The sequence below is a fragment of the Pseudomonas sp. ZS1P83 genome (genome assembly GCF_054897825.1).
In genome coordinates this window covers 1,149,999-1,163,415 of sequence record NZ_CM142706.1, presented here as the reverse complement: position 1 = coordinate 1,163,415, position 13,417 = coordinate 1,149,999, and the positions used below count along the sequence as shown (strand labels likewise).

Annotated in this window: 13 protein-coding genes and 1 pseudogene; 3 read left to right on the top strand and 11 right to left on the bottom strand. The window is 59.3% G+C overall.

The annotated features are described in order from the left end of the window. Positions 1 to 94 precede the first annotated feature (94 nt). From kdpC to kdpF, 4 genes are all read right to left on the bottom strand, one after another. Positions 95 to 640 (bottom strand): potassium-transporting ATPase subunit KdpC, encoded by a 546-nt coding sequence (gene kdpC, locus ACYZT0_RS05605; RefSeq protein ID WP_462044975.1) that lies wholly within the window; start codon positions 638 to 640, stop codon positions 95 to 97. 82 nt (positions 641 to 722) lie between these two features. After that, entirely contained in the window at positions 723 to 2,780 is a 2,058-nt protein-coding gene (gene kdpB, locus ACYZT0_RS05600; RefSeq protein ID WP_462044974.1) for a potassium-transporting ATPase subunit KdpB, read from the bottom strand. A 23-nt stretch (positions 2,781 to 2,803) separates the two neighbouring features. After that, on the bottom strand, positions 2,804 to 4,498 hold the full coding sequence (gene kdpA / locus ACYZT0_RS05595) for a potassium-transporting ATPase subunit KdpA (RefSeq protein ID WP_462044973.1): 1,695 nt from the start codon (positions 4,496 to 4,498) through the stop codon (positions 2,804 to 2,806). An 8-nt stretch (positions 4,499 to 4,506) separates the two neighbouring features. Further along, entirely contained in the window at positions 4,507 to 4,596 is a 90-nt protein-coding gene (kdpF, locus tag ACYZT0_RS05590) for a K(+)-transporting ATPase subunit F (RefSeq protein ID WP_007899818.1), read from the bottom strand. 382 nt (positions 4,597 to 4,978) lie between these two features. Here kdpF and ACYZT0_RS05585 point away from each other — a divergent pair, with 382 nt between their 5' ends. Both ACYZT0_RS05585 and ACYZT0_RS05580 read left to right on the top strand, forming a co-directional pair. Beyond that, on the top strand, positions 4,979 to 5,170 hold the full coding sequence (locus tag ACYZT0_RS05585) for a hypothetical protein (protein ID WP_462044972.1): 192 nt from the start codon (positions 4,979 to 4,981) through the stop codon (positions 5,168 to 5,170). A 239-nt stretch (positions 5,171 to 5,409) separates the two neighbouring features. Beyond that, positions 5,410 to 5,577 carry a DUF2897 family protein gene (locus ACYZT0_RS05580; RefSeq protein WP_462044971.1) on the top strand — a complete coding sequence of 56 codons (168 nt, stop codon included), beginning with the start codon at positions 5,410 to 5,412 and terminating at the stop codon, positions 5,575 to 5,577. Between the two features lie 101 nt (positions 5,578 to 5,678). Here the strand turns inward: ACYZT0_RS05580 and ACYZT0_RS05575 are convergent, their stop codons facing one another. Together ACYZT0_RS05575 and ACYZT0_RS05570 are read right to left on the bottom strand one after the other, a co-directional pair. Beyond that, complete coding sequence (locus ACYZT0_RS05575) at positions 5,679 to 6,530, bottom strand: urea carboxylase-associated family protein (RefSeq protein WP_462044970.1); 852 nt, start codon at positions 6,528 to 6,530, stop codon at positions 5,679 to 5,681. Positions 6,531 to 6,545: 15 nt separating this feature from the next. Beyond that, positions 6,546 to 7,199: a GntR family transcriptional regulator gene (locus ACYZT0_RS05570; RefSeq protein WP_462044969.1), complete on the bottom strand. Its 654-nt coding sequence runs from the start codon at positions 7,197 to 7,199 to the stop codon at positions 6,546 to 6,548. Between the two features lie 176 nt (positions 7,200 to 7,375). On the opposite strand from ACYZT0_RS05570, the gene ACYZT0_RS05565 reads away from it, so the two are divergent. Then, positions 7,376 to 7,936, top strand: a complete 561-nt coding sequence (locus ACYZT0_RS05565) for a TetR/AcrR family transcriptional regulator (RefSeq protein ID WP_462044968.1) — start codon at positions 7,376 to 7,378, stop codon at positions 7,934 to 7,936. Here the strand turns inward: ACYZT0_RS05565 and fabF are convergent. From fabF to ACYZT0_RS05540, 5 genes and pseudogenes are all read right to left on the bottom strand, one after another. Continuing rightward, positions 7,933 to 9,207: a beta-ketoacyl-ACP synthase II gene (gene fabF / locus ACYZT0_RS05560; protein WP_462044967.1), complete on the bottom strand. Its 1,275-nt coding sequence runs from the start codon at positions 9,205 to 9,207 to the stop codon at positions 7,933 to 7,935. The two genes, ACYZT0_RS05565 and fabF, sit on opposite strands and share 4 nt — an antisense overlap. A 66-nt stretch (positions 9,208 to 9,273) precedes the next feature. Then, a pseudogene (locus ACYZT0_RS05555) lies at positions 9,274 to 9,570 on the bottom strand (SDR family NAD(P)-dependent oxidoreductase); the annotation flags it as partial. Positions 9,571 to 9,776: 206 nt separating this feature from the next. Further along, positions 9,777 to 10,112 carry a ComEA family DNA-binding protein gene (locus tag ACYZT0_RS05550; protein WP_462044966.1) on the bottom strand — a complete coding sequence of 112 codons (336 nt, stop codon included), beginning with the start codon at positions 10,110 to 10,112 and terminating at the stop codon, positions 9,777 to 9,779. 112 nt (positions 10,113 to 10,224) lie between these two features. Next, positions 10,225 to 12,219: a polysaccharide biosynthesis protein gene (locus ACYZT0_RS05545; RefSeq protein ID WP_462044965.1), complete on the bottom strand. Its 1,995-nt coding sequence runs from the start codon at positions 12,217 to 12,219 to the stop codon at positions 10,225 to 10,227. 87 nt (positions 12,220 to 12,306) lie between these two features. Continuing rightward, positions 12,307 to 13,335: an MraY family glycosyltransferase gene (locus ACYZT0_RS05540; RefSeq protein ID WP_462044964.1), complete on the bottom strand. Its 1,029-nt coding sequence runs from the start codon at positions 13,333 to 13,335 to the stop codon at positions 12,307 to 12,309. Positions 13,336 to 13,417 lie beyond the last annotated feature (82 nt).

Here is a 13,417-nt window from a genome sequence, read left to right as displayed (position 1 = left end):
GGAATGCAGCCCGGGACGCTCCGCGTCCCATCCAGAAGCGGACGCAGAGCGTCCATTGATGCATTCCCACGCGGAGCGTGGGAACGATCATCTGCTATAGGTTTTCCAGCGCCAGGTTCAGCGCCAGCACATTGACCACTGGCGGGCCAACGAGCGGTTGCTCGATATGCGCGTCCAGCAGTTGCTGAAGGGTCGCCACCGGCAGATTGCGCGCGGCCGAAACACGCGCCAGTTGATAGGCAATTGCTGCCGGTGGCAAGTGTGGATCGAGACCGCTGCCAGAGGTTGTCAACATGGCCAATGGCACCGGACCCTGGCCCGGCACCTGAAGTTTATTGGCATCGTCGATCACCCGAGTGGCCAAGGCCGGGTTGCTCGGCGAGAGGTTACTGGCACTGCTCGACACGGTGGCAAATGCACCGGCTGATGGCCGTGGATGGAACCAGGCGTCACCGACGAAATCCTGCGCAATCAGCGACGAGCCACGGACCTTGCCATCGGCGTCGTGGACCAGGCTGCCGTTGGCTTGATCGGGGAATGCGACCTGGGCGACACCGGTGACCACCAAGGGGTAAGCGACGCCGGTGATCAGGGTCATCAGGACGAGCAGGCTCAGGGCCGGGCGTATCATTGTGGACATTTCAGAATCCTCGAGTCTGGGGAATTTGGAACTGTGGCGTGTCAGGTGGATCCACCCCCTGGGCAGGGAGTGGATTTCAAAGTCAAACCAAATGCAACGCCGTCAGCAGCATGTCGATCGCCTTGATCCCCACAAACGGCACCACTATCCCGCCCAGCCCATAGATCAATAGATTGCGACGCAGCAACGCCGCCGCGCTCGCCGCTTGCACCCGCACACCGCGCAGCGCCAGCGGAATCAGCACCACAATGATCAAGGCGTTGAACACAATCGCCGACAGAATCGCGCTCTGCGGACTGCTCAGGTGCATGACGTTCAGCACGCCCAATTGCGGGTAGATCGAGGCGAACAGCGCCGGCAGGATGGCGAAGTACTTGGCCACGTCGTTGGCGATGGAAAACGTCGTCAGCGCGCCGCGGGTCACCAGCAGTTCTTTACCAATCTGCACCACGTCCAGCAGCTTGGTCGGGTCGCTGTCGAGGTCGACCATGTTCGCCGCCTCACGCGCCGCTTGCGTCCCGTCGTTCATCGCCATGCCCACGTCCGCCTGGGCCAGGGCCGGGGCGTCGTTGGCGCCGTCGCCGCACATGGCGACCAGGCGACCGTCGTTCTGCTCGTGGCGAATGCGCGCCAGTTTCTTCTCCGGTGTGGCTTCGGCCAGCACGTCATCCACGCCCGCCTCGGCCGCAATCGCTGCGGCGGTCAGCGGGTTGTCGCCGGTCACCATGACCGTGCGAATCCCCAGTTTGCGCAGCTCGGCGAAACGCTCGCGGATGCCGGGCTTGACCACGTCCTTGAGGTGGATCGCGCCGAGCAATTTACCGTCGGCGCAGACCAGCAACGGCGTGCCGCCGCTCTGGGCGATTTTGTCGATTTCCCGGGACAGCGGCGCGGCCAGGTCGGCGCGTTTCAGGCCGACGAAGGCCAGCAACGAGTCCACCGCGCCTTTGCGATACACACGGCCCTGATAGTCGACACCGGACAGGCGCGTCTCGGCACTGAATGGCACGGCGGTCAGCAATTCGGTGGACGGCTCAGCCTGTGGCTGAGTGCTGCGCAGGTACTCGACGATGGATTTACCTTCAGCCGTGTCATCGGCCAGCGAGGCGAACAACGCACCCTCGGCAAGTTCCTTGGCGGTGACGCCAGGTGCCGCGTAAACCGCGGTGCAACGACGGTTACCGAAGGTGATGGTGCCGGTCTTGTCCAGCAGCAGGACGTGCACGTCCCCCGCCGCTTCCACGGCGCGACCGGATTTGGCGATCACGTTGAGGCGCACCAGACGGTCCATCCCGGCGATACCAATGGCCGACAGCAAACCGCCAATGGTGGTCGGAATCAGCGTGACCAATAACGCCACCAGGAACACCAGCGGCAGGCTGCCGTTGGCAAAGTGGGCGAACGGTTGCAGGGTGACAACCACCAACAGAAAGATCAGCGTCAGGCCGATCAGCAGGATGTCGAGCGCCACTTCGTTCGGGGTTTTCTGGCGTTTGGCACCTTCGACCAGGGCGATCATGCGGTCCAGTGTCGACTCGCCAGGGTTGGCGGTGATCCGCACCAGCAACCAGTCTGAGACCAGGCGAGTGTTGCCGGTGACGGCCGAACGGTCGCCGCCGGATTCGCGAATCACTGGCGCGGATTCACCGGTAATCGCCGCTTCGTTGACCGCGGCGATGCCTTCAATCACCTCGCCGTCACCGGGGATCATTTCCCCGGCTTCAACGCGCACCACATCGCCCTTGCGCAGGCTGGTGGCCGGCACCACTTGAAAGGCACCGTTGCTGGTTTTGCGTCGAGCGCTCAAGCCTTCGCTGCCGGCCTTGAGGCTGTCGGCGCGGGCTTTGCCGCGACCTTCGGCCAGGGCTTCGGCGAAGTTGGCGAAGAGCACGGTGAACCACAGCCACAAGGCGATTTGCGCGGCAACAAAGGTCGGCACGTTGCTGTCGGGAATGAAGCACAGCACGGTGGTCAGGATCGCGGTCAGTTCGACCACCAGCATCACCGGCGCACGCTGCAATTGCCGTGGGTCGAGCTTGACGAAGGCTTGCACCAGCGCCGGGCGCCAGAGGGCCGAGATCGCGGTTTTCGGTTGTTCCGGCGCCTTGACGGTGGCGGTTTTAGTGACGGGCATATTCATCATCGTGCTCCTAAAAAAGCGGCTCAGAAGCCCAAGCTCAAATGTTCAGCAATCGGACCCAGCGCCAGCGTCGGCAGGAAGGTCAGGCCGCCCACCAGCAAAATGGTCACGGTCAACAGGGTCACGAACAGCGGGCCATGGGTCGGGAAGCTGTTCTGGCCGATCGGCGCGGTTTTCTTCATCGCCAGGCTGCCGGCCAGGGCCAGAACCGGGAGGATGTAACCGAAGCGACCGATCAACATGCCCAGGCCGAGCATCAAGTTGTGGAACGCGGTATTGGCTCCGAAACCGCCGAACGCCGAACCGTTGTTGGCACTGGCCGAGGTGTAGGCGTACAGCAACTGGCTGAAACCGTGAGCGCCGGGGTTGCTGACTGCTGCGACCGGGCCGGGCAGGCTCGCGGCAATCGCGCCGAGCACCAGCACGCCGACCGGCATCACCAGCAGGGTCACCACCAGCAACTGGACTTCCTTGGCTTGCAGTTTCTTGCCGAGGTATTCCGGGGTGCGGCCGATCATCAGGCCGGCGAGAAACACGGCAATCAACACGTTCAACAACATGCCGTAGAGCCCGGCACCGACGCCGCCGAAGATCACTTCGCCGACCATCATGTTGACCAGCGCGACCATGCCGCTCAACGGGTTGAGGCTGTCGTGCATGCCGTTGACCGAACCGTTGGACGCCGCGGTGGTGGTGACCGACCACAGCACCGTGGCGGTGGTGCCGAACCGTGCTTCCTTGCCTTCCAGCGGCGCGGTCTGTTCGACGGCGACGTTGTTCAGGGTCGGGTTCGGCTGGTATTCAGCCCACAGCGACGTCGCGCCGCCGATCAGGAACAGCGCCAGCATGCAGGCGATGATCGCGCGGCTCTGACGCAGGTCTTTCACGTAGTGGCCGAAGGTGAACACCAGCGCCACCGGTATCAGGATGATCGAGGCCATCTCGAACAGGTTGCTCCAGGCCGTCGGGTTCTCGAAGGGGTGCGCGGAGTTGACGCCGAAGAAGCCACCACCGTTGGTGCCCAGTTGCTTGATCGCAATTTGACTGGCGGCCGGGCCGAGCGGGATCACCTGATCGATGCCTTGCATCGTCACGGCATTCACGTACTGCGCGAAAGTTTGCGGCACGCCCTGCCAGACCAGATACAGCGCCAGCAACAGGCACAGCGGCAACAAGCCGTAGAGGGTGGCGCGGGTCATGTCGACCCAGAAGTTGCCGAGGGTTTTGCTCGACTTGCGGCCGATCCCGCGACACAGGGCAACCAACACCGCCAGGCCGGTGGCGGCGCTGACAAAGTTCTGCACGGTGAGGCCGACCATCTGACTCAGGTAGCTCAGGGTCGCTTCGCCACTGTACGACTGCCAGTTGGTATTGGTCATAAAGCTGACGGCGGTATTGAACGCTTGCGTCCACTCTTGACCCGGCAGGTTCTGCGGGTTCAGTGGCAAGTGGTCCTGGAACAACAGAATCGCGAACAACAGCAAAAAGCCCGCGAGGTTGAAGGCGAGCAAGGCCAGAGTGTACTTCTGCCAGCTCTGTTCGGCCTGCGGATCAACGCCGGCCACCCGATAACATCCACGCTCCACCGGTCCGAGGATCGGTGAAAGCCAAGTGCGCTGACCTTCCATCACCTTGTAGTAAAAGCGCCCCAGGAACGGTGCCGGAATCAGCACCACGGCGAAGAAGGCGAGGATCAGCCAATAGTCATAACTGTGCATAGCCGCTCCTAGTTCCGGTCCGCGCGCAACAGCGCAACCAACAGATAAATGAACAGCCCCACTGCCAATAGCAGTGACACCCCGTCCAGAACGCTCATGGAAATTCTCCGTGTTACGGCGTATTGCCGCGTGTGGAGCCATTGTCGGCAGGGAGGCTGTAAAGGAACGAGATCGAGGGTGTTGGCTGTGAATAAAGAAAGCGTAAAGAGTGGGTTTATGCCGGCGTTACAGCGGTGTCTGGGCGGGCCTCTTCGCGGGCAAGCCTCGCTCCTACAGGCTCCTGACCTTGTAGGAGCGAGGCTTGCCCGCGAAGGCGGCATGACAGACAACAACGCTCCCAACTGGAGCACGAAACACTCATATCCAGCACCGAACATCCGACACCACGTCTTTTGCGCTTTACGACTGCCATCGCAACACTGGCACGCCCGCTGCAAACGCCCTCCCCCGAGCTGTCCAAACCGTTCAGGGAGCAAACGCATGAACACACATCTCAAACCCACACTCGGCACGCTGCATCTGTGGGGCATTGCGGTCGGGCTGGTGATTTCCGGTGAGCACTTCGGCTGGAGTTACGGCTGGGGCGTGGCGGGCACGAAGGCCTGCCGGCATCCCTGGCCAAGTTGTCACGTTTTCAGACCCCGCACCGGGCAATCATCGCCCGCGGCGTGATCGGCATTGCCGCGATCTACAGTGATGGTTTGATCAACCTGGGCGGCATGACGCTGACTGCGTGCCGATGCGCCGGCGGACGCGATGCTGACAGGACTTTAAACAGGCGAAGTGTTGCTGTCTTTCAGGCATAGAATGGAGCGACTGCGATGGAACCGGTGCGTAACTCCATCGCTCAAAGTGATATGCACGATCGATTGGCGAAACCCGCCAATCGACCTGCCCTTAAGGAGAGCCCTATGCCCTGGTATGCCTGGTTAATTCTGGTCGTTGCAATCGGCTCGATCGTTGGTGGTTTGATGATGTTGCGTGACACCGCCACCAAGGTCGATCTAACCGATGAGCAACGCAAACGCGTCGCTGAACGCAACGCACAAGCGGATGCCAAGGATGCGCAGGACCGCTGAAAAAACAGCTGAACCGCTTCTGTAGGAGCGAGGCTTGCCCGCGAAGGCGATATCAAGGACGCCTTCGCGGGCAAGCCTCGCTCCTACGACTGTAGTGCCGATTATTTTTCCCAAACCGCCTTGGCGATGTGCAGGCCATGCAGCCCTTTATAGGCCGCTCGTTCCGGCTGGCTCCAGCCCTCAAGCAACGAATCCTCCAACCGATAAATCTCCACCCCGAGCGGACGACACACGCTCAGCGGATCCTGCGCATCCGGCCCCCACATGGCCAGCGACAGGTCACCGCCCGGGCAGGTCGAGAGCGCACACAACAAATCGATTTCGGCAAAAAATTCCAGGTAATCGCCCTTCTGCGCCGGACAGGCTTTCATGAAATACATGTCGTCGTGGTTCAGGCCCGTGCACTGGAAAATGTTCAGCACGTCATGCACGTCAAATTCGGTCAAGCCATGGGGCAGCACCGCGCGGGTCAGGTTCGAGTGGCAGTGATGATGGAAGTCTTCGCCGGTGAGCATTTTGTTCACATAGGGATCGCAACGGGTGCCCAGCAAATCATGCAAGCGACCGCCATGTTCATCGATCCCGTAACCGGCCAGGCTGTCATCGGTGATGGTCACCAGCGGACGTAAAAACGGCAGGTTCGACCAGAGCCGGTCATGGGTGCTGACGTGAGCGCCCTGTAATTGCCGGGTCCGTGCCGCCCACAAACGCTCCCGTGGATCGTTGGCATTCCAGACGTTGAAGTCGCCCACTTGCGGGCCGACGGGTGTGGTCACCCGGAACACATGCCCGGCCGGCACTTTCCAGGCTCGACCGGTGCGGATCGGCACCTCGAATGCCTCGATCAGCGTGCGCCCGTCCTTCGCATCGCGAATCCGCTCGTAGAAGGTTTTGTTCACCTGCAAGGCTGAGCCTTTGCTGACTTGATAGGCCGCCGGATAGTCTTTGTACATGGCACGAATCCTCGATCAGTGATGGGAAGAACGGGTAAGCATCTGCAACAGGAGGTGTTCGGAATCGTCGAGATAAAGGCTCATGGCATCCTCGGCCGCGCGTTTGTCGCCCTCGGCCAGCCACTCATGTATTTGCCGGTCGCGCGCCAGCCAGGGCGCCTGAAAACGTGACTCATCGGGAGCGGTACAGAACACCAGGCGCAGTTGCGCTACGACGTTAGTGAAGAACTCATCGAACAGTGGACTGCGCAGCAATCCGACGATGTGTTGATGAAACGCCAGGCTGTGGGTGCCGACGGCGCGCCAGTCCTCGCGCTCCCGGGCAAGCTCGGTGGCCTCCAGGGCTTCGAGCATTCGGTCGGATTGATAGTCGCGCAGCGGCTGACTCGCGCTGATGGCCTGCAGCTCCAGGGTGCGCCTGACCTTGAACAGATCCCGCACGTCCTCGACGCCCAGCCTGCGCACCATCACGCCCTTGTTGCGCACATAACGGGTCAGGCCTTCCTGCCCCAGGCGATGCAACGCTTCGCGAATGGTATTGCGAGAGGCGTTGTAGACAGACACCAGATCGTTTTCCACCAACGCCATGCCGGGCAGCAAACGACCGCCAATGATGTCGGCGCGCAATTCAAGGGTGATGTGGTCGGCGAGGGACAGTCCGCTGTTCATACTCATTGCCTCGTGATTGTTCAACAATCGTCAATGAATGAGTAATCACTATTCGTGCCAGTTAATTCGAAACAGCAAAATGGAGTTGGACGCATCTGCATGCTTTTTAGAAGTAGAAGTACAGTCACCATCCCATTTTCATTGGTTAAGATGGCGCATCGTTGCGGAGATACCCGATGCGTTACTCGCAGAACCATAAAGCCCAGACCCACGAACGCATCATTAAGGAGGCTTCGGCGCGCTTTCGCCGCGACGGCATTGGCGCGACAGGTCTGCAACCGCTGATGAAAGCACTGGGTTTGACTCACGGCGGCTTCTACTCGCATTTCAAGTCCAAGGACGAACTGGTAGAAAAGGCTTTGCAAGCCGCAGGCGAGCAGGTCGATATCATTTGCGCCCAGCTCTTCGCTCAGGATCGCCCGCTGGAAGCGTTCATCGACGCCTATTTGTCCGAATGGCACCAGACCTCACCCCATGAAGGTTGCCCGCTGCCGACCATGTCATCGGAACTCGGCCTGCGCGGGCAGCAGAGCCCGACCACTGACGTGGTGCTCAACGCACGGCTCGAACAAGTGCAAGGCACGTTTGCAGACGAAGACGTCGCCGCCGACCAAAGCATCGTCATCATGTCGACGCTGGTCGGGGCGTTACTGCTGTCACGCAGTGTCGAGAATCCTGAGTTGGCACAGCGAATTCTCGACGTTACTCGCGCCTACCTCAAACAAACTCAGGACTAGCCCTCCCAACGCTTGAACAGCACGCTGGCATTCACCCCACCAAACCCGAAGCCGTTGGACAGCGCGTATTCGATTGCCATCGGCCTTGCCTTACCGTGGACGATGTCCACGCCTTTAGCGGCGGGGTCCGGGTTATCGAAGTTGAGGGTGGCCGGCACGACCTGATCGCGAATCGCCAACAGCGTGAAGATCGCCTCGATACCGCCCGCTGCGCCGAGCAAATGCCCGGTGGCCGACTTGGTCGACGTCACCGCAATTTTGTTATCAGTGCCGAACAACGCCTTGATGGCAGCCAACTCTCCCAGATCCCCGACCGGCGTCGAGGTTGCGTGAGCATTGAGATGCTGCACCTGCGCCGGCGAAATGCCCGCCTGGGCCAACGCCAGCGACATCGCCCGTCGCGCACCGCTGCCATCCTCGGGCCCCGCCGTCAGGTGATAGGCGTCGGCACTGGTGCCGTAACCGACCAGTTCCGCCAGCGGTTGAGCACCACGGGCCAAGGCATGCTCCAGGGATTCAATCACCAGAAGGCCCGCGCCCTCCCCCATGACAAAGCCATCGCGACCACTGTCGAACGGCCTCGAGGCACGCTCCGGGGTTTCGTTGTAACCACTGGACAAGGCGCGAGCCGCGGCAAACCCGGCGAGACTGACGCGATCAATCGCCGCTTCCGCGCCGCCACACACCGCAATGTCCGCCTCGCCACAACGAATCAGCCGCGCCGCATCACCAATCGCTTGCACCCCGGCCGCGCACGCCGTCACCGGAGCACCCAACGGGCCCTTGAAACCGTGCTGGATCGACACATGACCCGCGGCCAGATTGACCAGGAATGAAGGAATGGTGAACGGCGACAAGCGTCGCGGCCCACGACTGTCCGTGGTGCGCACCGCGTCGGCAATCGCACCGAAACCACCCACGCCAGAACCGATAATGGTTGCAGTACGCTCCTGGGCATTAGCGTCCGCCGCTTGCCAACCGGCCTGCTCCAGCGCCTGACGCGCCGCCTCCATAGCGAACATAATGAAGCGGTCCATCTTCTTCTGCTCTTTAGGCGGCGTCGCCCGATCCGGGTCAAAACCCGCCTCGGCATCGTCCTCCAGCGTCGGCACTGCACCACCGACCTTGGCCGGCAAATCGGCAACCACCGCGTCCGGCAAAATGCGCAACCCGGAACGTCCTGCCAACAGACGCGACCAGACAGCTTCGACGCCAGAACCCAATGGAGACACCAGGCCCATGCCCGTTACAACTACTCGACGATCACTCATACCGCAGATACCTCTAGCCGATTCATGAAGCCTCACGTGTAACGTGCGGCGGCCTTACTTTTGGACCAACAACCCATCAGCGGCAACACCGGCGTTGTTCAGTAACAGGCTGATACTCGAATCGCTGCGAAGGCGCTGTTCGAGCTTCAGCACATCATCCTTTTGCGTCAGATCCGCCTTGAGCACCTCGACCTGAACGCCATGTTCGGCGCGCAACGTGGTCGCCGCCGCTTCCAGCCGCGCTTGATCACGGGCAACCAATAAAAATCAACCACGCGCCGCCAACCGCTCGGCGTAAATCGCACCGATACCGGAAGAAGCACCGGTGACGAGGGCCGTAACTTGGGACTGGACAGAATTCATGACTGTGCTCCTGGGAGATGCCTACGGGAAAGACAAGCGCCTGAGGCTCAAACGCTATGGCGGAAACCTAATTTATTATAGGCATAATCCGAAACGCATATGATAGACGTAATTTTTCCCATATCGACGAAAGGCGCACCCTTACAGCGGTCGCCAGATAGCAAAAAGGCCGGTCAATGACCGGCCCCAGGCGCTGACGTATAAGCTTAGTTCACCTCAAGCTTCTCGCGATTCTTATCCAGAATGGCTTTACCGATTCCCTTCACTTCGAGCAACTCGTCCACGGACGCAAACGGCCCATTACTCTCACGATAGGCAATAATCGCCTTGGCCTTGGCCTCGCCTACACCAGACAACTCGCGCTGAAGGGTTGGCGCATCGGCCTGATTCAGATCGACCTTGCCGCTCTGTGCCTTGGGAGAAACTTCCAGCACCAGAGGTGCGTTGCCAGCCTCGGGCTTGGCCGTCGGCGCAGCAATGGCCGCAATAGAAGCGCTGGTGAGCAGGGCAAAAACCAGAGAGTAGAAATAGCCAGTACGCATAAATGACGCTCCATGACATCGATTGAGAAAGCAGCTTTTCCGAAGCTGCCTCCCAAACTTAGGCGATGTCTGGAGCCTGTCAAAAATGTGTCCGTTACAGGATGTGAAACAATCAGGGTTCGAGGCGACGTTGCTGGTAGATCCAGTCAACGATATCGCCGTCGGGGGTGTAGCCGCTGACGGTTTCGCGCAGGAGCTGACGGACCCGACTGTAATCGTCATGATCAACAGCAATCAGCAACTCCCTCAAACGGCCCTTGAGTACATCCCAGGGCAAATGATCTTCGTTGGCGCTCATGATCATCGGATGTTGCGTCGCTGCCACGTTGTCGCCGATCAGCAACTCCTCGTAAAGCTTCTCGCCGGGACGCAGACCGGTGAATTCGATGGAGATGTCACCCTGCAAATTCTTGTCCGAACGAACGCTTAAACCCGACAGGTGAATCATCTTCTCTGCCAGTTCGACAATCTTCACCGGCTCACCCATGTCCAGAACGAACACATCACCGCCCTGCCCCATGGAACCCGCCTGGATCACCAGTTGCGCGGCCTCGGGGATGGTCATGAAATAGCGAGTGATTTTCGGGTGGGTGACCGTCAACGGGCCACCGGATTTGATCTGGCTGTGAAACAGCGGGATCACTGAACCGGAAGACCCCAGCACATTGCCAAAGCGCACCATGGTGAAACGGGTCTTGTTGACCCGGGATACATTGGCATTGTCGCCGAACAGCACTGGGGCAATTTCACGACTCAACGCTTGAAGCGTCATTTCGGCGAGACGCTTGGTACTTCCCATCACATTCGTGGGGCGTACAGCCTTGTCGGTGGAGATCAACACAAAGTTCGCAACACCCGACTGCAATGCAGCCTGAGCGGTGTTGAGCGTGCCAATGACGTTGTTAAGCACGCCTTCGGCAATGTTGTGTTCGACCATTGGGACGTGTTTATACGCGGCAGCGTGGTAGACGGTGTCCACGCCCCAGGTCTTCATCACATCCAGAAGTTTGTCCTGGTGTCGGATCGAGCCGAGGATAGGAAGCAGCCGAACAGAGACAGACTCCCGACAACCGCGCCGTTCAAGCTCCGAAAGAATGCTGTAGAGGTTGAATTCACTGTGTTCGAACAGTAAAAGCGTGGTCGGGCCCAGCGCGAAAATCTGCCGGCACAGTTCCGCACCGATCGATCCACCGGCGCCAGTGACCATCACTGTCTTGCCTTTGATACACCGTTCAAGCAGGTCTGGTTGCGCTGGTACCGAATCGCGCCCCAGAAGGTCGGCGATATCCACTTCCTGGATGTCTTCGACCTTTACCCGGCCACTTGCCAGATCGGTGAAGTTGGGTACGCTTCGGATGTGAAGCGGGAAACGCTCCAGAATAGTGAGAATTTCCCTACGGCGTGCGCGGGTAGATGACGGCAGCGCCAGAAGGATTTCCTGCGCGCCTGTTACGTCGATCATCTGTTGGATGTGTTTGGGTTTGTAGACTTGGAGGCCTGCGATCGAACGATCCGCGATGCTTGGATCATCATCGATAAACGCTACGGGACGCATGACTCGGCCCATGCGAAGTGCTGCGACAAGTTGGTTGCCGGCCACACCTGCACCGTAGATGGCGACTTTGGTAAGGCCATCATCTCGATTGGTGAACGGTACGTGCTGCGCGGCGGTGAACCAGTCGCCCATGAAATATTGACGCATGCACAGGCGCAGACCGCCGATGATGACAAGGCTTAGCCACCAGTAGTTGAAGATGATAGAGCGTGGGACGACGGTTTGGTGGTTGCTGTACCAGTAGACGACGAGTGCCAGGATCAACGACGAAAGGCTGACAGCCTTGATGATGGCAATGAGTGCATCGTTTCCGAAATAGCGCATGACAGCGCGGTACATGCCAAAACGGATGAACAGAGGAATTGCGATTACGGGTGCACAGGCGAATAGCCAGAAGTGGACCCTCAGCGGGTTGTACATATCATCGATGCCAAGGCGGACGATGAATGCAAGCCAGAGAGAGGCCCAGACTAGAAAAACATCTGTGGCAACTTGAATTAGTCGTTTTTGCCTGCGTGGCAAACCTAGCAAAAAGGCGCGTATTTTATCCATAAACCTCAACCGACCCGGCCCGTTCCCTGACGAAATCCAGCGTCATTGTACGGAATAATCTGAAACCATTCTGAATTTATCCCGTGATCAGCGCTTAACGGTCAACACTTCCATTTCCCCCGCGTGATATCTAACGGCTATTACCAGTAACGGGATGTAAGCCATTACCACCCCAAGCGCACCATCCAACCCAAAAGAAGTCACGCAAAGCGCAAGGGGCAACAACCAGAACACATTGATCAAGGCCACCGCGGTTGTCACTGGTAAATGCCGTCCATGTTGGCGCGAGGCGTACTGATAAGCGTGGCTCCTATGGGCTTCATAGACCTTGTCACCACGCAACAGACGTCGTAGCAAGGTAAACGTCGCATCAACAATAAAGACACCGAGCAGGATCAGCCACACCCACAGAAAACGCGGCTCGACCGCTGCGGCCTGAAGAGACAACACTCCCAGAATGATTCCCAGGAAACCGCTTGCTGCGTCGCCCATGAATATTTTCGCGGACGGAAAATTCCAGAACAGGAACCCAAGCACCGACATCGCCAGCAACAGAGGCGCCCAAATCAGATCCTTGTGCCCACTCACCCAGTAAAGCAGGCAAGCTCCCAAGCACACGCAGATAGCTTCAACGCTGGCAATTCCGTCAATCCCATCCATGAAATTGTAAAGGTTCAGCAGCCACACCAGATAAAACAACGCAAAAAAATCTCCGGCCCAGCGCAAGTTCAGGACCATCCCAGCCACTTCTATCGGCGCAAGTCCCCCCGTCCAGGCCAGCACCCATGCAGCGCCAGCGAAATGACCAAGCAAGCGCCAGCGGGCAGCAATGTGGCCATGGTCATCCATGAACCCGACGACAGCTACCAGCAACCCCGCACCCGCCGCCCCGAAAAAAAACCGGAGATCAATAAGCTCCCAGCCCCACATTACCGCCAGGGACATCAGAAAAGTCACTACAATTGACACACCCCCACCCCTCGGGGTCGGTACTGTATGCGAGCTGCGATCATTCGGCATATCGAGCATGCTACGTGCCAATGCATATCGACGCAGTACTGCAGTCAAAACAAAAGAGAGGCCGCAGACAGCCGGTATGAGCCACCAGAAAATCATTTATTACATCACTCCGAAAATGTAAGTCGATACACGCGGCACACCGCCATGTGCGCAAAGGGGCGCCCAGAAGCGCAGAAGA